Source organism: Shimia sp. MIT910701, assembly GCF_047126315.1.
Classification (GTDB): Bacteria; Pseudomonadota; Alphaproteobacteria; order Rhodobacterales; family Rhodobacteraceae; genus Shimia.
Genome location: NZ_CP138953.1, coordinates 3,015,209 through 3,038,601 on the forward strand (window position 1 = coordinate 3,015,209; position 23,393 = coordinate 3,038,601).

Consider the following 23,393-nt stretch of genomic DNA (forward strand, 5'->3'; position numbering starts at 1 on the left):
TTTACCACATTTTGGCATCTGTTTCCGCTATGTTCTATAAAAGTTTTGACACAAAACAAGAACATGCGTAGAACGAGGATAAGACACACTCTATATGGGGGTCCTCGAGCATGTTGACCAAGAAGCAACTAGACCTGCTGGAATTCATTCACACCCGTCTGCAAAAAGACGGGGTGCCGCCCAGCTTTGACGAAATGAAAGACGCGCTGGATTTGCGCTCAAAATCAGGCATCCACCGTCTAATCACAGCGCTGGAAGAGCGGGGATTCATCCGCCGCCTCGCCCACCGCGCCCGCGCCATCGAAATTGTGAAACTGCCTGAAAGCATGGGCGGCGCGCCTTCAGCGCCAACAGCGGGTTTCAATCCCAAAGTGATCGACGGGCCGCATCCATCGCCGTCCCAACCGGCCAATGTGACGCCGGACGAGGTGACATTGCACGCGCGCGAACTGCCCGTGATGGGCAAAATCGCCGCCGGTGTGCCGATTGAAGCCATCAGCCATGTGGACCATCACGTGGCCGTGCCGGGCCAAATGCTGTCGGTCGGCCAGAACCACTATGCGCTTGAAGTCAAAGGCGATTCCATGATCGACGCAGGCATCAACAACGGTGACGTGGTGATCATCTCGGAAACCACCACCGCCGACAACGGCGACATCGTCGTGGCGCTGGTGGAGGATCAGGAAGCCACGCTGAAGAAGTTCCACCACAATGGCAGCTCCATCGCGCTTGAGGCCGCCAACCCGGCCTATGAAACACGCGTCTACCCTGAGGATAAAGTAAAAGTGCAGGGCAAACTGGTCGGGTTGATCCGCACCTACTGACCCCGCACCTCTGCATCATTCCACAACCGACGGCCCGCCACCTCGCGGGCCGTTTTGCGTAACGGCGTCCCCCCCTCAAATCGCAGAGCCACAGATCCCAGCGCCTCCAAGTCCTTTACGTCTAGTGTGTCACACGGCAATTGCTCGTCAAAAGCCGTTGAAAACACAACGATATCCTCGGGCGCGCAGCCCTCAAAAAGCGCCTTGCCGGTTTTCCCCTGCACATGGATCAACCGCCCGCCGCTGGCCAGCTCAACAAATGGCACGCGGCTTGTCTCGCCCGGCCACAGGCTCGCGGCGCCCTCTTGATCCCGTGTGCTGCCGTCATTTTCCAACCAGTTCTCTGCGACAAACCCCTGCCCTTTGGCTTTGGACAGGGCTCGGCCCTCTGGCGTCATCACGCCCACAATGCCGCCCGTATCGGAAATCAATACATCCGGGCGCTCCGCCTGTGTCGACCCCCAGAACCCCGCGCAAACAACCGCAACCCCGGCCACCCGCGCGCGTCCCTGCCACAGCAGCAACCACAGCCCACCCAAAGCGATCACCGGCAAAACCCAGCGCCCGCCGCTTGGCACAGTCCCACGCGCGCCATCTAGCCCGCTGACAAATTGTGCCACGGTCAAAATCCACCACAGGCCCTGCTCCATGCCCCAAAGCGGCACGGCCTCTAGCCCCACAGGCGCCAAAACCGCGGCCACAACGGCGGCGGGCACCACAAGAATGCCCATCACCGGCACCGACAGCACATTTGCCAACAGGCCGTAATGCGCCACGTGATTGAAATGCATCGCCGCAAAGGGCGCGGTTGCCAGCCCCGCCACCAGCGACGACACCACGACCGCCGACACCGGCCGCAACCACTTTGGCCCCAAATGCCACTGCATGTCCCGCAACCAGCCAAACACCCCCACCAGGGCCGCCGTGGCTGCAAAGGACATCTGAAACCCCGGCCCCATCAAGGCTTCTGGCTGCAACACCAACACGACCGTCGCCGCCACGGCCACCGCGCGCAACGTCAGTGCGCGCCGATCCAAGAGCACTGCCATTAACACCACAACGGTCATCACATAGGCCCGTTCTGTGGACACCGCGCCGCCTGACAGGAGCAAATAGCCAGTGGCCGCCGCAAAGGACACGCAGGCGGCGATCTTTTTGCCATTCACCCGCAGCGCCACTGTCGGGACCAACGCAATACAAAACCGCACCGCACCAAATACAAATCCGGCCAACAGTCCCATATGCAACCCTGAAATTGCCAACAAATGCGCGAGGTTGGCCCCGCGCAAAGCCTCTGTGACTTCCTCCGGGATCGCGCTGCGGTCACCCGTTGTCACGGCGGCGGCAAACCCCGCAACATCCGCGGCCATACGTTCTTGTATCGCTCCCGATAAGCGCATCCGGAATCCGAAGATCCCGCCGTTGTTATCTGGCGTTGCCATCGCCAAAACCGGCACCCGCGTGTACCCGACTGCGCCAATCTGCTTGAACCAGGCATGGCGCTGAAAATCAAAGGCCCCCGGCTCCACTGGCCCGGAAGGCGGTGACAGATGCCCCGTGGTGCCCACCAGTTTTCCCGGTGTTGGTGCGGTGCCCACCCCACTGCCATGCAAAGAAATCCGCACCCGCGTAGGTGTTTCCTCAGGCGTAATCTCGGCCAGAACCACATCCTCAAGCGTCAACCGCACCGCGTCTGAGGCCGAGCGGTCTATCGCAATAATCCGCCCCTCAATCGGCCCGTAGTAGCGAAAGTCCAAAACCGGGCCCGCCAAGCTATGCGCCCGTGCGCCCGCAAGACACACACCGGCCAAAACCAAAGCCACCATCCACAACAGCGCGCCAACATCAGCTTCCTGACCGATCGTCAACCACGCAAATGCCAAGGAAATCGGCCCAATCCCAACCAACACCGCGACGGTGGGCTCCACCGGCAGCGCAAAATACATCCCGATCCCAAGCCCCAAACAGACCGGCACCCAGCAAAACAGATGCCCACGTTGATGCAAAAGGGAAAGGCGCAGAGACGTGACGACGCGCAAGCCTTGTCCTCTCTTATCGGTGTCGCTAGACAGTGCCTCAACGCTAGAACCCCAATGGTTACTGAAAGGTTAAGCCCGCTATGACAGGCCAGGTCGTCACCCGTTTTGCCCCATCGCCCACCGGTTATCTGCACATCGGCGGCGCACGTACGGCGCTGTTCAACTGGCTCTATGCCCGTGGGCGCGGCGGCAAGTTTCTGCTGCGGATTGAAGACACCGATCGCGAACGCTCCACACCAGAAGCGACCGACGCCATCCTGCAAGGCCTGAGCTGGCTGGGTCTGGATCATGACGGCGAGGTCGTGAGCCAATTTGAGGGCGCCAAACGCCACGCCGAAGTGGCGCTGCAACTGCTGGAGGAAGGCAAAGCCTACAAATGTTTCGCCACCCAAGACGAAATTGCCGCCTTCCGCGATGAGGCTCGCGCCGCCGGCAAATCGACCCACTATCGGAGCCCTTGGCGCGACGCTGATGCCGCCACTCATCCCGATGCGCCTTACGTGATCCGCATCAAAGCCCCGCGTGAAGGCCAAACCGTGATCTGCGATCAGGTGCAAGGCGATGTGACCATCCGCAACGATCAGCTCGATGACATGATCCTGTTACGCTCCGATGGCACACCGGTCTATATGTTGGCAGTTGTTGTAGATGACCACGACATGGGCGTGACCCATGTGATCCGCGGGGACGACCACCTCAACAACGCCGCACGCCAAATGATGATCTATGAAGCCATGGGTTGGGATCTGCCGATCTACGCGCACATCCCGTTGATCCATGGCGCAGACGGCAAAAAACTCTCCAAACGCCACGGCGCGCTTGGTGCACAGGAATATCAGGCCATGGGCTATCCGGCCGCCGGCATGCGCAACTACCTCGCGCGCTTGGGCTGGAGTCACGGTGACGATGAGTTTTTCACCGACGCGCAAGCCCAGGACTGGTTTAATCTGGACGGCATTGGCAAAAGCCCGGCGCGGTTTGACACCAAAAAGCTTGAGAACATCTGCGGCCAACATATTGCCGTGAGCGAAGATGCTGCACTGCTGCAAGAGATTGTGAATTATCTGGGGGCCGCAGACCAGCCTGCGCTGACCGACACCCAGACCGTATTACTACGGGATGCGCTGTATTGCCTGAAGGATCGCGCGAAGACTTTCCCCGATCTCCTTGAAAAAGCACACTTTGCTCTGACTTCGCGCCCTATCGAGGTGGAGGCCAAAGCCGCCAAAAATCTCGATTCAGTATCCCGTGGTATACTGAATGATTTGACGCCGCAGTTGCAAAATGTTAGCTGGTCGCGGGAGGAGCTTGAGGCTGTAACGAGCAGCTACTGTGAAGCCAATGAAATCAAGTTCGGCAAGATGGCGGGGCCCATGCGGGCGGCGCTGGCTGGCCGGGCTGCGACCCCCAGCGTCTTTGACATGATGCTGGTTCTGGGACGCGAGGAATCTCTCGCGCGTCTGACTGACGCCGCCAAAGATGACGCGACGGAATAGCGCCTGTTTACCGGGCCTTAAGACGTCGCAGACACAACGCGCCGGGGCGATCCGCGTCCCCGGCTTTTTAGGAAGGAAAATGCCATGTCCGAGGCCCCAAAAACCGCAACGCTAACGATTGACGGCGAAAACTACGAACTGCCGATCCACTCGCCAACGTCCGGCCCGGATGTGCTCGACATCCGCAAGCTCTATGGTCAAGCCGGTGTTTTCACCTATGACCCTGGCTTCACCTCCACCGCCTCCTGTGAGTCCACCATCACCTATATCGACGGTGAGAAAGGTATTCTGACGCACCGCGGGTATCCGATTGGCGAACTGGCTGGCCAATCCCACTACCTCGAAGTCTGCTACTTGCTGCTTTATGGTGAACTGCCAACGGCTGCACAATTGGAGGACTTTGAGTCCACCATCACCCGTCACACCATGCTGCACGAGCAAATGGGCAATTTCTTCCGCGGCTTCCGTCGCGATGCCCACCCAATGGCGGTAATGGTAGGTGTGGTTGGTGCCATGTCCGCCTTCTACCACGACTCCACCGACATTTCTGACCCACGTCAGCGCGAAATCGCATCCCACCGCCTGATCGCGAAGATGCCGACCATCGCCGCTTGGGCCTATAAATACACCATTGGACAGCCATTTGTGTATCCACGCAACGATCTGGACTACGCCTCCAACTTCCTGCGCATGTGCTTCGCCGTGCCAGCGGAAGAGTATGAGGTGAACCCGATCCTGTCCCGCGCGATGGACCGTATCTTCACGCTGCACGCCGACCACGAGCAGAACGCCTCCACCTCCACGGTGCGTCTGGCGTCCTCTTCCGGCGCCAACCCGTTTGCCTGTATCGCAGCTGGCATCGCCTGCCTCTGGGGCCCGGCCCACGGCGGCGCAAACCAGGCGTGTCTGGAGATGCTGAAAGAAATCGGCTCCGTAGACCGCATTCCGGAATTCATCGAGCGCGCCAAAGACAAGAACGATCCGTTCCGTCTGATGGGCTTTGGCCACCGTGTTTACAAAAACATGGACCCACGCGCGACCGTTATGAAACAGTCCGCTGACGAAGTGCTGGAGCTGTTGGGTGTTGAAGACAACCCACTTCTGCAGGTTGCTACCGAACTGGAGCGCATCGCACTGAGCGACCCATACTTCAAAGAGAAGAAGCTGTTCCCGAACGTGGACTTCTACTCTGGCATCATCCTTGAGGCGATGGGCTTCCCAACCTCGATGTTCACCCCTATCTTTGCGCTGTCTCGCACCGTTGGCTGGATTTCCCAGTGGAAAGAGCAACTGTCCGATCCAGCGCACAAAATTGGCCGTCCACGTCAGCTGTACCTCGGCGAAGATGTGCGCTCCTACACCGACATCGAGAACCGCTAACCCAATCGGGTCAGATACAATCAAACGCGCCAGAGCCTTCTCAGGCGCGTTTTTTTTGCCTAAGGCACATATTCTCAATTTTGCCCAAATTCACAGAAACTCAGCCCAAATTCCGACACGCTTAGCGTGCATCACTCTTTCGGAATTTTAGAAAATTGGACCGGCGAGTCCTCCGTCCCTGCCTGATGCTATTTCCTCCAAGGAACCACCACGCTCAGGGCGGGCTGGGAGCCAAACTTGCCTCTTGCCAATTAGGACCTGTGTATTTGGCGGCTTATGTGAGCCACAATTTGGAGATGAGTGATGTGGATTTTAGGACTTCTGTTTATGGGCCTCGCGGCCAGTAGTTTTTCCGGCGGTGGCGATGACTCCGACGACGAAACCACCCCCACCGGTCTTGCCAATGACACCCAGCCGGTGGACGACACAACCACCACCGACATTATATCCGAGGACGGCGGTATCGGTATTCTGCTTGAGGGCGGCGACTCCAACAACGATCTGACAGGCACTCCCGGCCCCGACCTGCTAGATGGCAAGGATGGGAATGACACCCTGCGCGGTCAGGATGGAGATGACGGTCTCTACGGCAGCGAAGGCGACGACCTGCTCTTAGGCGGCGCTGGCGAAGACTACATGACTGGCGGCGAAGGGGACGACGCCGTCTACGGCGACAGTGGCAGCGACACGCTCTACGGCTACACAGGCGAAGACACCCTCGAAGGCGGCAGTGGCGACGACTGGATTTACGGTGCCGACGTGACAAACCGGGACCCGGAAGTTGCTGACAGCTATCTTGATCGGGAGCCCGAAACGGAATTTGTAATTCAGGACCCAACGGAGCCGGAAGAGGCTGACACGCTCATTGGTGGCACCGGCAACGACAATCTTTTCCTCGGCGAATATGACACTGGCACCGGCGGCGAAGACAACGACAGCTTCCACATCGGCCATTGGGTGGAAGAGAACGCGCCATTTATCACCGACTTTGACCCCGAAGAGGACGTGATTTCCCTTATCTTGCCAGGTGACGAGCCTCTTCCGACGATCACGGTCGAGCGGGTTGGCGATGAAACCCATGTTTTGGCAAACGATGTTATCATGGCACGTGTCGCCGGAGCTGCTGACGGATTGGAAGCCTCAGATGTCACATTTGTACTTGGGTGATCGCGTCAGCTCTCACCACCCTTATTCCGGTCGTACGAACCAAATCCGGACAACGACTCACCCATCCCATGCGGCCGCGCCCAACAGATCCCGGGCGCGGTTTTGCCCGCCATCTAAGCCCCTTGGGAAACAATAAGCTGCGCCAACGGTGATTGAGCGTCATCCAGCTCAAATACGCTTCAATTTGTTGACACGCATAACGTGTTGTCGCACCTTGCGACCAACTCGGCCTTGGGAGCCGTAGGCGCCGCGTAGAAGACGCGAAATCGGACACCTTCCGAACAGAGAACCGAGATGCGCCTGCCACGGAAATCTCTACATTTCACGCTCCCAATGCCACCGTATCATTACGCGCGCCTGAGTATTGCGTGCCACGAGGAGAGACAGAATGCTGTTTTTGGGTTTGTTACTGGCTGGCTTGGGCATCGCTGCTATCGCTGACTTTGGTGGTTCCGACGATAGTGACAGCGATGACGGTGGCAACACCCCAGATGAGGTCACAACCTCTGACATCATCACTGATGGAGAGCCTGGCGTTATGTACGAAGGTACGGCCGGAGACGACGAAATCTATGCCACCACTGGGTCGGATCTTGCCGCTGGCGAAGACGGAAACGACGTCATTCGCGGCCGCGCAGGCCCTGATGTCCTAATGGGAGGCGAAGGCGACGACTCGCTCTTTGGCCAAACAGGGCAAGACCGTGTCATGGGTGACTCCGGCGACGACGAAGTACACGGTGGTGCCGGTGAAGACACCATGATGGGCGGCAGCGGGAATGACACGCTTTATGGTGGCCCCGGCGACGACGAACTTGTGGGCGCGGACATCACCAATCGGGATTGGGAGCTGGGCGATTGGCACGCTGAAATTACCCCATCCTCCGACCATGAGTTTCAGGCGCCAGAAGCAGATGAGGCCAATGTTCTCTACGGCGGAGATGGAAATGACTCTTTGTTACTTGGCGAAGGTGACACTGCATTTGGTGGCAGTGGAAACGACGAGTTCGAAGTTGGAAGCTGGGTGGAAGACGAAGAGAACGTTCCTGTCGTTCAAGATTTCAACGCGGCGGAAGACATTCTATGCGTTCAGTATCTAGAGGGCACCGAGGAACCATCCATCACACTGGGAAGCGATGGCGAAGAAACCCTAGTATATGCTGACGGACAATTGGTGCTCCGCGTTCTCGGCGAAACTGGCACGCTTGAAGCAAGCGATGTCTGCGTCGCATCCATTTCTTTCTCATAACGGATTGGCCAATTGTCGCCCGCGTCAACAATCAAACTGGAGTTCACAGTACAATGATCTTTGGCCTTTTTCTCGCCGGACTGGGTGTCGTCGCGCTTGCTGGCCTGTTTGAAAGCGACGGCGGCGAGACCGAAACCAATTCGGATTCCATTCCTGAGACAGAGTCGGACCCGCAAACCGACACAGGAACTCAGACAGACACTGAGACTGAGACTGAGACTGAGACTGAGACTGAGACTGAGACTGAGACTGAGACTGAGACTGAGACTGAGACTGAGACTGAACCAGCCCCCAACTATGTGGAAGTCATAGATGGCGATTCCGGTGAAAATAACCTCCGCGGCTCTCAAGGCGGTGACGCAATCAGCGGATTTGAGTCCAATGACACTCTGATGGGGGCGCCCGGTGATGACTTTCTTTTTGGTGGGGCCGGTGACGACCTTTTGCTTGGTCGCCCGGGGCACGATGTCCTTTCCGGCGGCGCGGGTGATGACGACATGCGTGGCGGCTTGGGAAATGACTATCTGAACGGTGATAGCGGCGACGACTCTATCAAGGGTGGCTCAGGCAATGACACGCTTGTCGGGTACGATATCTTTGGCGACACGCCCTATGTGCGTGAAAACTTCCTGCTCTTCACAGACGAAGAAGCCGTCGCTTGGCCAGAATATCAAGAACCAGATGCGCCCGAGGCCAACACACTTGTGGGCGAAGAGGGCAATGACGCCCTGTTTCTGGGCGCAGGTGACGTGGCTTCAGGCGGTGCAGACCAAGATGCCTTTTTCATCTACGAATGGGCCAATGCTGAGGGCAATGCACCTGAAATCACTGACTTCAACGATGAAGAAGATGTTCTGATCCTGCGCCACTATGGCGAGCCCCCGACTTTGACGCTACAGACGGTCGGTGACGAACATCACCTCTTTGCAAATGACGAACTGGTCGCGCGATTGACGCGTAACAGCGGGCCTGTGACGCTCGAAAACATCGAATTGTTTTCAGTTCCAACGCCTGAAGTTTAACTTCCTGCGCGACACACTTGCCTCCACAGCGACGGTCTCGTATCAAAGGCGCCATGGGTCCGCAGTTCACCCAGGCGCCGCCGGTCACACTGACTTTGCTAAACCTGCGAGACACTTTCGACAGCATGCTTTTGCACGTGCCGTCGACAAGGGCGGCCATCGACCCCGGTTCCGGGATGCACGACATCAAAAGGATGCCCTCATGTCTAAAGACGTGATCCCTCTCTATGTGGCCGACGTTTCGGCCTTCACCAAAACCCTGCGCAAATCCCTGTCTGACCAAGACAAACTGCCCGGCCACGCCGCGATGATGACGCTGGTCGCCAAGGCTGCCGGGTTTCAGAACCACCAACACCTCAAGGCCGCCAAACCGGCGGAAGACACCGCGCTGGACGAACTGGCCCTCAAACGCGCTCTACGCGTGTTTGACGAGGCGGGCCGCATGTTCCGCTGGCCGAAGTGGACCAAGGTGCAAGGCCTGTGTCTCTGGCCGTTTTGGGCGCGCATGCCCGCGCATAAGGACATGTCGGAGAAAGAGGTGAACGAGATCCTGAAGTCCGGTCTCAGCTTTGCCGACCACGTGCTGCTGCGCCGCTCGCTGATTGACCACAAGCTTTGCGAGCGCACCATCGACGGCCGTGTCTACCGCCGCATAGAACAAAGGCCAACGCCCGAAGCGCTGGCCCTCATGAAACGGCTCAAAGACCGGTAAGGGCCTTAGCGCCCCTCGTATTTCGCGGGGCGCTTTTCCAGAAACGCCACAACGCCTTCCTGGAAATCTCGGGTCTTGCCCAACTTGCCCTGACGCTTAGCTTCTTGTTCCATCTGAGCAGTCCAGTCGTTGCCATAGCTCTCCTGGATGGCCTTTTTGATCTGTTTGTACGCCAGCGTCGGTCCACTCGCGAGATGCGCCGCGCGCTTTTTCACTGTGGCCTCATAGGCGTCATCCGCCACCGCTTCCCAGATCATGCCCCAGTCATCCGCCTGACGCGCGCTGATCTTATCAGCAAACAGCGCTGCGCCCATCGCCTTGGCCGCGCCCATGGCTTTTGGCAACTCATAAGTGCCACCCGCATCCGGCATCAAGCCGATGCGCGAAAACGCCTGCATGAAATACGTGCTCTCTTTGGCAATCACCACATCAGCGGCCAAGGCAAGGTTGGCCCCTGCCCCCGCCGCGGCGCCGTTCACCGCGCTGATGGTTGGGATCGGACACTCGCGAATGGCGCGGATCATTGGCATGTATTCGTCACGCAGCGTGCGTTCCAGATCCATGCTCGCCGCGCTGGAGCTGTCGCCCAGATCCTGCCCGGAACAAAACGCCTTGCCCGCACCGGTCAACACCAGCACCCGCGCCTCAGACCCGGCGGCAATCACCGCATCGGTGATCTCTGCCCGCATCTGCTGCGTCATCGCGTTAAGCGTGTCCGGCAGGTTCAATGTCACCGTGGCCACACCATCGGTCACATCATAGGTAATAGTCTGATAATCCATAGGGTCTCTCTCCGCGTCCTACCCTGTCATCGCATCCCGCAGCTTGTGCTCCAAGCGGGACCCGACGTCATTCCTTGAGGATTTCCTGAAGCCGCGCTTCTTCCTCTTCGCTCAACTTGCGTTCCGTTGGCGTGCGGGCTGTGGAACGGCGCCGTGTGTAACCAAAGCCAACGATCAACGCGATCAGCAACATCGCTGGGCCGGCCCCATACAGCACCATATTGGTGCCACTGGTACGCGGCCGCAGCAAGACGTATTCGCCATAGCGGTCGACCACAAAATCCACCACTTCTTCGTTGCTGTCGCCCTCAGTCAGACGCTCGCGCACCAGAACGCGCAAGTCTTTCGCCAACTGAGCGTTGCTGTCATCAATGCTTTCATTGCGGCAGACAAGACACCGCAAATCCTTAGAAATGTCCCGCGCCCGCTCTTCAAGCACCGGATCGTCCAGGATCTCTTCCGGCTGAACCGCCACACTTGACCCCGCCATCAAAAGCGTAAGCCCAAGCGCGGCCGCAAAAGTCTTTAACTTGGTAGTCATCGGTCTCACTCCGCTGGCACGCCACCCGCTGGCGCCTTACGCGCCCCGGCCGCCACGCGATAGCGGCGGTCGGTCAGGCTCAACAGCCCGCCAAGAGACATAAGCAACGAACCAATCCAAATCCAGTTGGTCAGCGGTTTAATATAGGTCCGCACCGTATAGGCTCCGCCCGGCTGTTCATCCCCAAGCGCCAGATATACGTCCCGCAGAATACGATAATCAATCGCCGCTTCCGTGGTTGGCGTCGCCGCCACCGGATAAATCCGTTTCTCCGGATGTAACATGGTCACATCGTTGCCATCCTTGCGCACACGGATGTCCGCCATGGTTGTCAGGTAGTTTGGCCCTTCGGTTTCTCGTACACCTTCCAGCGTGATCTCATATGCGCCAACCATATAGGGCTGTCCAATCTGCGCGACGCGGATGTCTTCCTGCTCCCAGGCCATCAGCCCGGCCACGCCAAGAATTGTCACACCAAATCCAGTATGGGCTACCGCCTTGCCCCAATCCGCACGTGGCAAACGGGACAGGCGCCCCAATCGGTCGCCAAGCGACCCGCGCCCGGTGCGCGACATCAGGTCCACACAAGCCCCCATCAGCAACCAGGCCCCAAGGAACAGCCCCACCGGGCCCAAAAGTGAGCGCCCGCCTTGCACCGACCAGGCCAATCCGCCAATGGCCACCGCGAGGACAAAGGCTGGGATCAGCGGCTTTACCACCTTGCCAAGCTTGGCGCGCTTCCACGGCAACATCGCCCCAATCGGAAGGATCAATCCAAGCACCACCATGAAAGGGGTGAACGCCATGTTGAAAAACGGTGCACCGACGCTGAGCTTGCGGTCAAAGAGCATTTCGCTGACCAACGGCCAGATGGTGCCGATGAAAACCACAAAACAGGACACGGCCAGCAGGATGTTGTTCAGCACCAGCGCGCTCTCGCGGCTGACCACCCCAAACACGCCCTTTGCTTCCATCTCGCTCGCCCGCGCGGCAAACAGGGTCAGCGCACCGCCGGTGAAGAACACCAGAATGCCCAGGATAAACACGCCCCGATCCGGGTCATTGGCAAAGGCATGCACCGAGGTGATCACGCCGGAGCGCACAATAAACGTCCCGATCAGCGAGAAGCTAAACGCCATAATCGCCAGCAGGATGGTCCAGCTCTTTAGGCTCTCCCGCTTCTCCACAACAATAGCAGAGTGCAGCAGGGCCGCTGCAAGAAGCCAAGGCATGAACGACGCGTTTTCCACCGGATCCCAGAACCAGAAACCGCCCCAGCCCAATTCGTAATAGGCCCACCAGGACCCCAGCGCGATGCCGATGGTCAGGAACACCCAAGCCGCCAGCGTCCAAGGCCGCACCCAGCGTCCCCAGGCCGCATCCACACGGCCCTCGATCAACGCAGCAATGGCAAAGGAAAAGGCCATCGAAAGCCCGACATAACCAAGATACAAAAATGGCGGGTGCAATGCGAGGCCCACGTCTTGCAACAACGGGTTCAGATCGCGCCCGTCAAACGGCACCGCATCCATGCGTTCAAACGGGTTGGACGTGAACAGAATGAACGCAAAAAACGCCACGGCCACCGCACTCTGCACCGCCAGCGCGCGTGCACGAATGCCAGGCGGCAGGTTGCCACCAAACCACGCGAGACAGGCGCCAAATAGCGTCAGGATCAACACCCAGAGCAGCATAGAGCCCTCGTGGTTCCCCCAAACGCCACTGACCTTATAGATCATCGGCTTGAGGGTGTGTGAGTTCCCCGTCACCAGCGCCACAGAGAAATCCGAGGTCACAAAGGCATAGGTCAGCGCCGCAAAGCTGAACCCAGTAAACAGGAACTGCAATCCTGCTGCTGGTTCGGCCACGGCCATCCAGCCGGGCCAACGCTTCTGCGCGCCTACTAAAGGGACAATTGCCTGCACCACTGCGGTGACGGCGGCTAGGATCAGTGCGAAATGGCCGAGCTCAACTATCATGGCCTCAATATAGTCCGAGGCTCAGACGGGGCCAATGCAAATCGACCCCGCAAACTGATCACTTTGTCGCGCCCCCACTGGAAGCTTGCTGCCAATCCAGAAGCACCGGATTGTCGCCCTCTTCCATCGGTGAGCGCGCCTGCGTTTGCACTGGCCCTTCAAGCGCGGCAAGGGTTTCAACTACCTCAGGAACACGCTTCAAGTTATCCGCTATAGAGCGTTGAAATTCCTGTCCTTTGGCCTGATGTCGCGCACCAAAGTAAAAACTCACCACCACACCCAGCAGCCACCACATCGGCTCCGGCACCAAGGCTATGCCGCTCATGCGCGCGGCAAACCACACCGGGTCCACCATTGCGCTGACAAACAGCGCCAAACAGCCCAAGGCCATGGCCGGACGCGGCAGGCGATTCACCGCATCCATCACCCGATCAAACCTCCCGCGATCCTGCGCCCGAAACTCCGCCATATGCCCCTGCATCGCCGCGATCTGTACATCCTGCGCCCGCTGCGCCGCGCCTTCCGCGTTTTCGCGAAACACCTCGGCGGTCTCTTTGAGCACATTGCGCCCGCCGCCAAACACAAAAGACAACACCCGCTCGATCATCCCCATGACGCCACCCGCTTCTCAAATTCCTGCTGCGTTAGGTGATACCTAGGCGAGATGAACTCCTCCGCCCGCTTGATCCAGCCGCCCTTCTTACCGGCCCGCGACCGCGCATATTTGCGCGACTTCGGCCGCAGGTCGGCCAATCGGAAATAGTAGTTCCGCCGCGCCACGCCGTAAGCGTCTGCCAGATGATCCGGCGCCATATCCGCCGCCACTTTGCTCGCGGCTATGGTCTGCGGCCCGATTTTACCGTCCACAGTCACTTGCTGCCCCATCTGCCCCAACAGGCGCTGCAGGATTTTCACCGCATTGCTGCCCGCATTGACATACATATCAAACACCGACGCCTGCAAAACCTCCGGCAAGCGATCCACCTTTGGCCTCTCAAAGTAGTGCCGCAGATAGACCGCCTCCGCATCCGCGGGCGTCAGCCGCTTCACATCCGCCACATCGACATCGCCGTCCCCGTCCTTATCCAGCCCCAACCGACGCGCTGTGGCCAGCGTCACGCCCAAGTTGGTCGCCCCGCCGGGATCATCCGGATCATTCACAAACCCGCCTTCCCGCGCCACAATCTCCTTTGCCACTTGTCGTACGTCCAACATCGCAACCTCCTGTGTGCCTCATGACACAGGCTGCCGCCCCGACTATTAAACTGCCGCCACCCTTGCGCACGCTGCCCGTTGCGCCAAAGAGAAACCCCGCAGGCTGTGCGGCCCACGGGGTCAATTCTTTGCAATATTACGACGACTTAACTGTCGCCACCCTCTTCATCATAATGCTGATACACGCCCTGCTCTTTCAGCGCGTCGACGACCTCTTTTGGCATGTAGGTCTCATCATGTTTTGCGAGGATCTCCGTCGCAACAAACACACCATCCACATAGGACCCCGTGCCAACCATACCCTCGTTTTCCTTAAAAAGGTCCGGAAGCACACCTGTGAATGTGACCGGCACCGACGCGCCGCCGTCCGTCACGGAAAACCGCACGGTTTCGCCCTCATCTCGCACCAGCGTGCCTTCTTCAACCAAGCCACCAATGCGAAAAACTTCGGTTGCGGCGGGCGGTTCTGCGATCACTTGCGAAGGCGAACGGAAAAAGTTGATCCCATCCCGCATGGCGTACCCAATCAACGCGGTCGAGATAATCAAGGCTACGAAGGTCAGGATAATCACCTGAATCCGGCGTTGCTTTTTTAGGCTTTTCATTTGTCCTCTCCGGCGCCCTCGCGCGGTTTACGGGAAACAAGGCGCCAGCATCAGGCCAGCCGTCTCATCTTCTCCCAACATCAGGTTGGCGTTCTGCAACGCCTGGCCGCTGGAGCCTTTGGTGAGGTTGTCCAAAGCCGCAATCACAATGGCCCGACCGTCAATCCGATCGCCGGTCACGCCGATATGGCAGAAGTTGGAGCCCCGCACGTGCCGCGTGCTCGGCGCTTCGCCAAAAGGCAGCACCTCGATGAAAGGTTCCTCAGCATAGGCTTTTGCCAACGTGGCATGGATCACCTCTGCGTTACCCTGCACATACACGGTCGCCAGAATGCCCCGGTTGGCTGGCACCAGATGCGGGGTGAATTGCACTTTCACCTCGCGTCCCGCAATCTTGGAAAATTCCTGATCGAACTCGCCCAGATGCCGGTGCGTGCCGCCAATTGCATAGGCATGATAGCCTTCGCTCAGCTCCGCGTGCAGGAGGTTCTCTTTCAAGGACCGCCCTGCGCCGGATACTGCACACTTCAGGTCGAGAATGATTTGATTAAGGTCAATCACATCCGCCTCAATCAGCGGGCGCAGTGCAAACTGACCTGTGGCCGCATTACAGCCGGTTCCAGCGACAACGCGCGCCGTTTTGATCTCGTCCCGATAAAACTCGGTCAGGCCATAAACAGCCTCTTTCTGGATCTCGAGCGCATCATGCTCTCCGCCATACCATTTGGCGTATTCCTCAGGATCGGTCAGACGGAAGTCCGCACTCAAATCGACTACCTTAACATCAGAAGGCAACGCCTTGATTACTTTCTGAGAAGTCGCGTGCGGCAGCGCGCAAAAACACAGATCCACACCACCAAAATCAATCTCATCGATCTTGCACAGGGTCGGCAGTTTCAAGTGCCGCAAATGCGGAAACACCGCCGCCATCTCCATGCCCGCCTTACGATCTGCCGACAGTGCAACAATTTCCATGCTGGGATGGGTGGCGATCAAACGTACAAGCTCTGCTCCGGTGTAGCCGCTGGCGCCAAGAATTGCGATTTTATGGGTCATGTTGTCGACCTCTTCCCTTCGTTTGGCCGCAGCCTTCGCGCGACCATCCCCGTCACTTGCGGGGCTAGATAATCAGAAATGTGTGAAATTACGAGAGCCTGCGCCCCCTCGCCGCAGTTACGCAGCTTGGAAGGTGATTTGTCGTCGCAAAAACTGGGTCGCGCGATCACTCACTTTGCGAGGATCACCCGTGGTCAGGAACAAATTGTCTGTGCCTTGCCCAATCATTTTGGGGTGCCGCTCCAAATAGTCTGCCAACGAATCTGCAACCAGATTGGCCTGACTATACACATTTACATCCGCACCCAAAGCGTCCTGAAAGGTGTCGTGCATAATCGGATAATGCGTGCAGCCCAAAATCGCCGCCTGCGGCTCCGGCATTTTGCGCTTCAACGCATCAACATGGGACCGCACCAGCGCTTCGGCCAGGATCATGTCGCCCTCTTCAATGGCATCCACCACCCCGCCACAGGCCTGCGCTTCCACGTCCACGCCAATCGCCCGAAACGCCAGCTCGCGCTGAAACGCCCGGCTCGCCACCGTTGCCGGTGTCGCAAATAGCGCCACATGTTTGACCTCAACCTCACGCGGCGGCGAGTTGTCGCCCCAGCTGCGCTCAGTCAGCGCCTCAATCAAAGGCACAAACACGCCCAATACGCGCTTGTCTTTGGGAATCCAGCTTTCCTGCATGCGGCGCAGTGCCGCCGCACTGGCTGTGTTACAGGCCAGGATTACCAGATCACAGCCCGCATCCCACATCCGCTCCACGGCGGCGGTGGTCAGATTATAGACATCATCGGCATCACGCACACCGTAAGGCGCGTGGGCATTGTCTCCGAAATACACCAAAGGCACATCTGGCAAGCGCTTGCTCACCGCGTCATAGACGGTCAGCCCGCCCAATCCACTGTCAAAGAGTCCAACTGCCACGCCACACCTCGATCTACCTGTTTGCGGCCTTCTGGCCGTCAAGCTTATGTTTTTCTTCAAACTCAAAGCCATATCCCATTTTGCGGATTGGCTTTGGAGACAAAGAATAGGTGCGTTCCCGCAGGAAGTCCATGAGCTCCCAGGTGTCACTGGCGCGGCTCTTGATCGCAGCCTGCTCCACAGGCTCGCCAATCACCACACGCACCGGTGTGTCCACTCGTTTTTTGAATTCGCGGATCAGGAAGCCCATACGCAGGGTGTAATGCAAATGGCTCGCCACCTGGAACAACCGGCTGGTCTGCCCGTCAAAGAACACCGGCACCACTGCCGCTTCCGATTTGGCAATCATCCGCGCCGTGAAACCACGCCAATACGGGTCAAACGGACGTCCAAACGGCTTGTCCGCAGTCGACACTGTGCCGCCTGGGAAAATCCCGATTGCACCGCCTTGCTTGAGATAGTCCAGCGACACTTTACGGGTCCGCAGGTTCAGCTTCACCGCTTCCCGGTCTTCATCAAAACTCACCGGCAGGATCACTTTTTCCATGTCCTGCGCCTTGCGGAACACCTGATGCGCCATGATGCGAAAATCACCGCGCGTGACGCTGAGCATGTAACCCATCATCAACCCGTCCAGAATGCCGTACGGATGGTTGGCAATCATCACCACAGGCCCGGTCTTTGGGATATTGTCGAGGGAACCGCCAATCACGTCCAGCGTCAGGCCATAACGCTCGCGCATCACTTCCCAGAAGTCCCGTCCGGCGGCCACTTCATCCTCATAGCCGGCAGCCCGCTTGATCAATCTCAAACGGCCAGTGGAGTTTTCCAGCATGCGGATCATCGCCTTGCCGCTGCGCGTTTCCGCTGCATAGGCATAACTGATGTCACGTGCATTGTTGATCGCGTAAGTCATAGCAGTTCTCGAGTCGCAAAAACACGGCCTCCCTATGACAGATTTATGAATGAAATTTAACCCCCTTCCGTAGCGTCAAATGGTGACAGGGCAAACCGTGAAACCCCGTTAAAAACATACGGGATTTCTTGATTTGTCATTTAAGTTTTGACGCGCCTATTCAGCGGCCGCAGCCACCGCATCTCGCTGTTGCAACGCCGCCAGAAGCTCTTCGCGCCGTTTTGCAGCTTTGGCTTCATTCGCCACTTTGACGGGCCCAAAGCCTTTTATCTGCAACGGCAATTCCGCCAGCGCCACTGCGGCTTCCGGTGCCTGCGCCCCAAAATCGGCAACCACTTTGGCCATATCCGCCTCATACTGCGCAATGAGCGCCCGTTCCATTTTGCGCTCCGGATGACGCCCAAACGGATCCAACGCCGTGCCCCGCAGAGCTTTCAACTTCGCCAAAATCGGGAACATACGCATCATGCCCGCGCCATACTCGGTCTTGAGTGGACGTCCGTTTGGCCCCTCTTTTGCGAGAAGTGGCGGCGACAGGTGCACCTTCATCTCAAAGTTGCCTTCAAAGACCTCCTCTGCCTTCGCCCGCGTCTCCAGATGCAGGCGCGCGACCTCATATTCGTCCTTATAGGCCAATAATTTATGGTACCCCAAAGCCACCGCCTCTTTCAGACGCGCATCCTCAATGCCATCCACCAGCTTGCGGTATTTCTTCGCTAGCCCGTTGCCCTGGTATTTCACCAGATGTTCCGCACGGAAGGCGATCTTCTCCTCCAGCGTCTTGGGCTTCTGCACCACTTTCGGCTCCAACATGCTTGCCGCCTGCTCCGGGTAGAGCACCGCCCAGCGTCCAATCTCAAACGCCCGCAAGTTCTTCTCCACCGCAGCGCCGTTGAGCTCGATCGCGCTCACAATTGCCTCATGGCTGACCGGCACCAGACCCTTTTGCCAAGCCGCGCCAAACACCATCATGTTGGAGAAAATCGCATCCCCCATGACCACACGGGATAGCTCAGACGCATCAAACAGCGCCAGCTTTTCACGCAGGCGCGCTTGCAAGGCCACCTCCAACCGCCCAGTGGGTAGTTTGAATTCCGTGTCCTGCGTAAAGCTGCCAGTGATAATCTCATGGCTGTTCACCACCGCGCCGGTGCGCCCCGCAGAGGTCAGTCCCAAGGTCTTCGCCCCGGCACTCACCACCAGATCGCCCCCAATCAGGGCATCACATTCGCCCGTCGCCACACGCACGGCGCTGATCGCTTCCGAGGTCTCGGCAACACGGCAATGGATATGTACCGCCCCGCCCTTTTGGGCCAAGCCAGCCATTTCCATCATGCCTGCCGCTTTTCCGTCAATCTGCGCTGCCTGAGACAGGATTGCACCAATGGTCACAACGCCGGTGCCACCAACTCCGGTGATCACCACATTATGCGTGCCCTCAATCGGCTTGATCTCCGGCATCGCCATCGGCGGCAATTCCAAGGCCGCCGTGGCGCCTTTGCGGATTTTGGCGCCTTCGACGGTCACAAAACTCGGGCAAAACCCGTTGAGGCAGCTGAAATCCTTGTTGCAGCTCGACTGGTTGATCTTGCGCTTGCGCCCCAACTCGGTCTCCACTGGCTCAATCGAAATACAGTTGGATTGCACCCCACAATCGCCACAGCCCTCACAAATGTCTGTATTGATGAACACCCGACGATCCGGATCAGGAAACTGCCCCCGTTTGCGCCGACGCCGCTTTTCGCTGGCGCAGGTCTGCACATAAACAATGCAGCTTACACCGCTGATTTCTCTAAATTTCTCTTCGACATTCACCAGCTCCGCGCGTTCATGGAACGTGATGCCAGCCGGGAACACGGACTGATCCACATCCTCTTTCTCATCATAGACCACCGCCACATGCTGCACCCCCATGGCGCGCACTTCGTCGGCAATTTTCTGCGGGCTCAGCCCGCCATCGTTGGCCTGCCCGCCGGTCATCGCCACAGCGTCATTGAACAGGATCTTGTAGGTGATGGTGGTGCCCGCCGCCAACGCCGCGCGGATCGCCTGCACACCGGAGTGATTATATGTCCCATCCCCCAGGTTCTGAAACACATGTTTGGTCTTGCTAAACGGCGCCTCGCCAATCCAGTTCGCGCCCTCGCCGCCCATATGTGTATAGCCAGAGGTCTCCCTGTCCATCCACTGCACCATGTAGTGACAACCGATCCCAGCGTAGGCGCGACTGCCTTCTGGCAGCTTGGTGGACGTATTGTGCGGACACCCGGAACAGAACCAAGGCGTGCGCACCGCAATATCCTCGGCATTATCGGCCCGTTGCGCTTCCTTTAGCGCGTTCATGCCCGCCTTCACCGCGTCAGTGCCGCGGCCTTCCTCAACAAAAATATCGCCCAGCTTCTCAGCAATCATAATCGGATCAAGCGCGCCCCGCGTCGGGAACAGCTCTTGCCGGTTTAGATCACTCAGACCACCTTTGTACCATCCGTAAACCCGCCGTCCGTTGCGATCATCAAACAGCGCTTCTTTGATCTGAACCTCGATCAGCTTGCGCTTTTCTTCCACGACCACAATCAAATCAAGCCCTTCGGCCCACTCCCGGAAGGTCGTCATATCCATCGGAAACGTCTGACCGATCTTGTAGGTGCTGATCCCCAACCGCTCGGATTCCGCTTCATCAATGCCCAGCAGATCCAGGGCATGCACCAAATCCAGCCAGTTCTTTCCGGCGGCCACCAATCCTATCTTCGCACCGGGTTTGCCCCAAATGCGCTTGTCCATCTTGTTCGCCCGCGAAAACGCTTCCGCCGCTTGCCGCTTGTAATCAATGATCCGCGCTTCTTGGGCATGTGGCGTATCGTTCAACCGGATGTTCAGCCCGCCTTCGGGCATATCAAACTCCGGCGTCACAAACTCCAATCGATGCGGGTCACCATTGACCACCGCCGTGGCTTCAATGGTGTCCTTCATGGTTTTCAGGCCAACCCAAACGCCTGCAAACCGGCTCAGCGCAAGGCCGTACAGGCCAAAATCCATGATCTCCTGCACGCCTGCAGGGGACACCACAGGCATATAGGCATCCACGAGCGCCCATTCTGACTGGTGCAGCACTGTGGAGCTTTCGCCGGTATGATCGTCGCCCATCGCCATCAGCACACCGCCGTTGGGGCTGGTGCCTGCCATATTGGCATGGCGCATCACGTCCCCTGTGCGGTCCACCCCAGGCCCTTTGCCGTACCACAGACCAAAGACGCCATCGAACTTGCCTTCTCCGCGCAGCTCCGCCTGCTGGCTGCCCCACAGCTGCGTCGCCGCAAGATCCTCGTTCAAGCCGGATTGAAACAACACGTCATGCGCGGTGAGCTCTTTCTCGGCCCGCATCATCTGACTGTCCACAGCGCCCAGCGGTGATCCGCGATACCCTGTCACATAGCCAGCGGTGTTCAGCCCAGCCTTCGTGTCCCGTGCCTTTTGCATCAACATCAACCGCACCAAAGCTTGTGTGCCGTTTAGCATCACATTGTCTTTGGTCAGGTCCAAACGGTCGTTCAAAGACACCTTCTGGATACTCATCTTGCGCTCCCCTCGCTGGACGGTCATTCCAATATACGGAAAATATTAGGTCGCAGAATCTGACCTATGCAATAATTTTTTTTGAACACCCGTTCGTTTAGCGCTTCTCTGTGCCGCCGAGGACACCGCAACACTACAGTGTAGCCATTTGTCTTAACACAATAAAACCGGCGAAAAGCACCTGTCCGCCGGTCTTTATTCAAGCTTTTGAGAGGATGGTTCCGTTACGTCCCGACGACCTTAGCCAAAGACACCGGCACCGTTGGCAAATCCTGCCACGCGCCGTCCAGAAGCTCACCAACCTGATCGCCCGGAACCGCTTTCTCAAACAAGAACCCTTGCCCGCGCTGGCACTGCAAATAACTGACATACGCCAAGTCTTCGACCGTCTCGATGCCTTCGGCTGTGACCTCCAGATGAAGCCCCTGCGCCAGGGACACAATGCCGGATACAATCTTCTGACACTCCGCGCGTTTGGCAATATTGGTCACAAAACTGCGGTCAATCTTCAGCCGGTCAAACGGCAGGTTCTGCAACGCGGTCAGGCTCGAATAACCGGTGCCAAAATCATCCAGAGCAATCGCCACACCAAGCGCCTTAAGCTCTTCCAGCTTCGCCCGCGCTTCACCAAAATCATCAATCACCGAACTTTCGGTCACTTCCACAATCAACCGCTCAGGTGGGAAGCCGGTGCCTTCCAAAACCATCCGGATTGACGGCACCAGATTGGGGTCTTTGAACTGCACACCGGACACATTGAACGACAGGGTCAAAGGCCGCGCCCAGTCTTTGGCCTGCACACAGGCCTGCCGCAACACGCTCAAGCCCAATGTGCCAATCTGCCCGCTGTCTTCGGCAATCTCGATAAACACACCCGGCGGAATGGACCCGCGTTCCGGATGAAACCACCGCGCAAGAATCTCCACACCGCTCACATGATTTGCGTCGATCTCCACGATGGGCTGGAACCAGGGGGCCACTTGGTCGTGCGCAATCGCATCCCGCAAGTCCGCCGCAATGGTCTCTCGATCCATCGCCTGCCGGTCCTGATCCGCGTCATACCAAGAAAACCGCCCGCGCCCTTCCGCCTTGGCCACGCCCATGGCCTTATCTGCCCGGCGCATCACTTCGGTTATGTCATCGCCATAGCGCAGCGCCACAAGCCCAACGGACGCGCCGATACATACGGCTTTTTCCCCAAAGAAAAACGGCTGTGCAATTTCATGCACCAACCTTTGCGCGGCCCGCTCTGCCTGTACTGCATTGGCAGTCTCATCCAGTAAAACTGCAAACTCATCGCCGCCCAGACGCGCCACGGTGCCACTAGCCTGCGCTTCCAACTTCAGCCGCTCCGCCACCTCCTGCAGCGTCGCATCACCAATCTCATGGCCGTGCAAGCTGTTGACCGGATTAAATTTGTCCAAATCCATCAGTGCGATATAGCGCGGCGCATCTGACGGGCTCAGCGCCTGCGCCACTCCCCGCGCAATCTCCTTAAACGCCCGCCGGTTCAGCACGCCGGTCATCGGATCATGCCGCGCCTTGGCGGATGCCGCCTGGCGCATCGCCTCTTTCTCGCGCGCCATCCGGCGCAAGTGCCGCGCCTGATAGATCACCGAGAACAACAGCGCGACAGTCAACAACAGCACCAGCACTGCAAGCTCATCCAGCTCCCAGTCTTCATGAGCCCGGCTAAAGTCATAAAACGCTTCAAACAGGTCCAACTCGCCAAGGATCGGGAACAAGGCAATCGCCGTCAGAAAAATTCCACCATGCACCAGATGATGCCAGCGGAGTTTTTCCTTGAGCCGAGATAGTACCTGCATTTAGTGCCTCGCCTATTGCTTAAAACACTGTTTTCAAACGCTTCCTAACCAAAGGTTAACAACCCAGTAACCACACTTTAGTTT

Annotated in this window: 19 protein-coding genes; 7 read left to right on the top strand and 12 right to left on the bottom strand. The window is 58.1% G+C overall.

Translation table 11 applies throughout. The features are described 5' to 3' along the window. Positions 1-110: 110 nt before the first annotated feature. Positions 111-824: a transcriptional repressor LexA gene (gene lexA / locus SIB38_RS14570; RefSeq protein ID WP_294114950.1), complete on the top strand. Its 714-nt coding sequence runs from the start codon at positions 111-113 to the stop codon at positions 822-824. Here lexA and SIB38_RS14575 read toward each other — a convergent pair. Next, positions 818-2,863 carry a ComEC/Rec2 family competence protein gene (locus tag SIB38_RS14575; RefSeq protein WP_412550456.1) on the bottom strand — a complete coding sequence of 682 codons (2,046 nt, stop codon included), beginning with the start codon at positions 2,861-2,863 and terminating at the stop codon, positions 818-820. The genes lexA and SIB38_RS14575 overlap by 7 nt on opposite strands. Positions 2,864-2,943: 80 nt before the next feature. Here SIB38_RS14575 and gltX point away from each other — a divergent pair, with 80 nt between their 5' ends. From gltX to SIB38_RS14605, 6 genes are all read left to right on the top strand, one after another. Further along, positions 2,944-4,359: a glutamate--tRNA ligase gene (gene gltX / locus SIB38_RS14580; protein ID WP_412550457.1), complete on the top strand. Its 1,416-nt coding sequence runs from the start codon at positions 2,944-2,946 to the stop codon at positions 4,357-4,359. A gap of 84 nt (positions 4,360-4,443) precedes the next feature. Beyond that, a complete protein-coding gene (gene gltA, locus SIB38_RS14585; RefSeq protein WP_294114956.1) occupies positions 4,444-5,739 on the top strand; it encodes a citrate synthase in 1,296 nt (431 codons plus the stop codon). 303 nt (positions 5,740-6,042) lie between these two features. Further along, a complete protein-coding gene (locus tag SIB38_RS14590; RefSeq protein WP_294114958.1) occupies positions 6,043-6,906 on the top strand; it encodes a calcium-binding protein in 864 nt (287 codons plus the stop codon). A gap of 388 nt (positions 6,907-7,294) precedes the next feature. Continuing rightward, the gene (locus tag SIB38_RS14595; RefSeq protein ID WP_294114959.1) at positions 7,295-8,152 is read left to right on the top strand and encodes a calcium-binding protein; all 858 of its coding nucleotides are present in this window, start codon (positions 7,295-7,297) and stop codon (positions 8,150-8,152) included. 53 nt (positions 8,153-8,205) lie between these two features. After that, positions 8,206-9,174: a calcium-binding protein gene (locus SIB38_RS14600; RefSeq protein WP_412550458.1), complete on the top strand. Its 969-nt coding sequence runs from the start codon at positions 8,206-8,208 to the stop codon at positions 9,172-9,174. A 202-nt stretch (positions 9,175-9,376) separates the two neighbouring features. Next, the gene (locus SIB38_RS14605; protein WP_294114961.1) at positions 9,377-9,886 is read left to right on the top strand and encodes a DUF2087 domain-containing protein; all 510 of its coding nucleotides are present in this window, start codon (positions 9,377-9,379) and stop codon (positions 9,884-9,886) included. 5 nt (positions 9,887-9,891) lie between these two features. Here SIB38_RS14605 and SIB38_RS14610 read toward each other — a convergent pair whose 3' ends face one another. The 11 genes from SIB38_RS14610 to SIB38_RS14660 form a co-directional block, all read right to left on the bottom strand. Next, positions 9,892-10,668: an enoyl-CoA hydratase-related protein gene (locus SIB38_RS14610; RefSeq protein ID WP_412550459.1), complete on the bottom strand. Its 777-nt coding sequence runs from the start codon at positions 10,666-10,668 to the stop codon at positions 9,892-9,894. A 67-nt stretch (positions 10,669-10,735) separates the two neighbouring features. Next, positions 10,736-11,209, bottom strand: a complete 474-nt coding sequence (locus SIB38_RS14615) for a cytochrome c-type biogenesis protein CcmH (RefSeq protein ID WP_412550460.1) — start codon at positions 11,207-11,209, stop codon at positions 10,736-10,738. A 5-nt stretch (positions 11,210-11,214) separates the two neighbouring features. Next, positions 11,215-13,188 (bottom strand): heme lyase CcmF/NrfE family subunit, encoded by a 1,974-nt coding sequence (locus SIB38_RS14620; protein WP_412550461.1) that lies wholly within the window; start codon positions 13,186-13,188, stop codon positions 11,215-11,217. Between the two features lie 58 nt (positions 13,189-13,246). Beyond that, entirely contained in the window at positions 13,247-13,801 is a 555-nt protein-coding gene (locus SIB38_RS14625; RefSeq protein WP_294114964.1) for a holin family protein, read from the bottom strand. Next, entirely contained in the window at positions 13,792-14,403 is a 612-nt protein-coding gene (locus SIB38_RS14630; RefSeq protein WP_294114965.1) for a holin-associated N-acetylmuramidase, read from the bottom strand. Before SIB38_RS14630 ends, SIB38_RS14625 begins: the two co-directional genes overlap by 10 nt. A 146-nt stretch (positions 14,404-14,549) precedes the next feature. Next, on the bottom strand, positions 14,550-15,008 hold the full coding sequence (ccmE, locus tag SIB38_RS14635; protein ID WP_412550462.1) for a cytochrome c maturation protein CcmE: 459 nt from the start codon (positions 15,006-15,008) through the stop codon (positions 14,550-14,552). A 27-nt stretch (positions 15,009-15,035) separates the two neighbouring features. After that, a complete protein-coding gene (gene argC, locus SIB38_RS14640; RefSeq protein WP_412550463.1) occupies positions 15,036-16,064 on the bottom strand; it encodes an N-acetyl-gamma-glutamyl-phosphate reductase in 1,029 nt (342 codons plus the stop codon). A gap of 117 nt (positions 16,065-16,181) precedes the next feature. After that, positions 16,182-16,994 carry a glutamate racemase gene (locus tag SIB38_RS14645; protein WP_294114968.1) on the bottom strand — a complete coding sequence of 271 codons (813 nt, stop codon included), beginning with the start codon at positions 16,992-16,994 and terminating at the stop codon, positions 16,182-16,184. Positions 16,995-17,007: 13 nt separating this feature from the next. Then, positions 17,008-17,910: a lysophospholipid acyltransferase family protein gene (locus SIB38_RS14650; RefSeq protein WP_294114969.1), complete on the bottom strand. Its 903-nt coding sequence runs from the start codon at positions 17,908-17,910 to the stop codon at positions 17,008-17,010. A gap of 156 nt (positions 17,911-18,066) precedes the next feature. Further along, positions 18,067-21,483 (bottom strand): indolepyruvate ferredoxin oxidoreductase family protein, encoded by a 3,417-nt coding sequence (locus tag SIB38_RS14655; protein ID WP_294114970.1) that lies wholly within the window; start codon positions 21,481-21,483, stop codon positions 18,067-18,069. 224 nt (positions 21,484-21,707) lie between these two features. After that, positions 21,708-23,309 (bottom strand): putative bifunctional diguanylate cyclase/phosphodiesterase, encoded by a 1,602-nt coding sequence (locus SIB38_RS14660; RefSeq protein ID WP_412550464.1) that lies wholly within the window; start codon positions 23,307-23,309, stop codon positions 21,708-21,710. Positions 23,310-23,393 lie beyond the last annotated feature (84 nt).

Bases quoted from the DNA above. Each gene is read 5' to 3' on its own strand.
- lexA (WP_294114950.1), top strand. From the start codon at position 111: ATGTTGACCAAGAAGCAACTAGACCTGCTGGAATTCATTCACACCCGT.
- gltX (WP_412550457.1), top strand. From the start codon at position 2,944: ATGACAGGCCAGGTCGTCACCCGTTTTGCCCCATCGCCCACCGGTTAT.
- gltA (WP_294114956.1), top strand. From the start codon at position 4,444: ATGTCCGAGGCCCCAAAAACCGCAACGCTAACGATTGACGGCGAAAAC.
- SIB38_RS14590 (WP_294114958.1), top strand. From the start codon at position 6,043: ATGTGGATTTTAGGACTTCTGTTTATGGGCCTCGCGGCCAGTAGTTTT.
- SIB38_RS14595 (WP_294114959.1), top strand. From the start codon at position 7,295: ATGCTGTTTTTGGGTTTGTTACTGGCTGGCTTGGGCATCGCTGCTATC.
- SIB38_RS14600 (WP_412550458.1), top strand. From the start codon at position 8,206: ATGATCTTTGGCCTTTTTCTCGCCGGACTGGGTGTCGTCGCGCTTGCT.
- SIB38_RS14605 (WP_294114961.1), top strand. From the start codon at position 9,377: ATGTCTAAAGACGTGATCCCTCTCTATGTGGCCGACGTTTCGGCCTTC.
- SIB38_RS14610 (WP_412550459.1), bottom strand. From the start codon at position 10,668: ATGGATTATCAGACTATTACCTATGATGTGACCGATGGTGTGGCCACG.
- SIB38_RS14615 (WP_412550460.1), bottom strand. From the start codon at position 11,209: ATGACTACCAAGTTAAAGACTTTTGCGGCCGCGCTTGGGCTTACGCTT.
- SIB38_RS14620 (WP_412550461.1), bottom strand. From the start codon at position 13,188: ATGATAGTTGAGCTCGGCCATTTCGCACTGATCCTAGCCGCCGTCACC.
- SIB38_RS14625 (WP_294114964.1), bottom strand. From the start codon at position 13,801: ATGGGGATGATCGAGCGGGTGTTGTCTTTTGTGTTTGGCGGCGGGCGC.
- SIB38_RS14630 (WP_294114965.1), bottom strand. From the start codon at position 14,403: ATGTTGGACGTACGACAAGTGGCAAAGGAGATTGTGGCGCGGGAAGGC.
- ccmE (WP_412550462.1), bottom strand. From the start codon at position 15,008: ATGAAAAGCCTAAAAAAGCAACGCCGGATTCAGGTGATTATCCTGACC.
- argC (WP_412550463.1), bottom strand. From the start codon at position 16,064: ATGACCCATAAAATCGCAATTCTTGGCGCCAGCGGCTACACCGGAGCA.
- SIB38_RS14650 (WP_294114969.1), bottom strand. From the start codon at position 17,910: ATGACTTACGCGATCAACAATGCACGTGACATCAGTTATGCCTATGCA.
- SIB38_RS14655 (WP_294114970.1), bottom strand. From the start codon at position 21,483: ATGAGTATCCAGAAGGTGTCTTTGAACGACCGTTTGGACCTGACCAAA.
- SIB38_RS14660 (WP_412550464.1), bottom strand. From the start codon at position 23,309: ATGCAGGTACTATCTCGGCTCAAGGAAAAACTCCGCTGGCATCATCTG.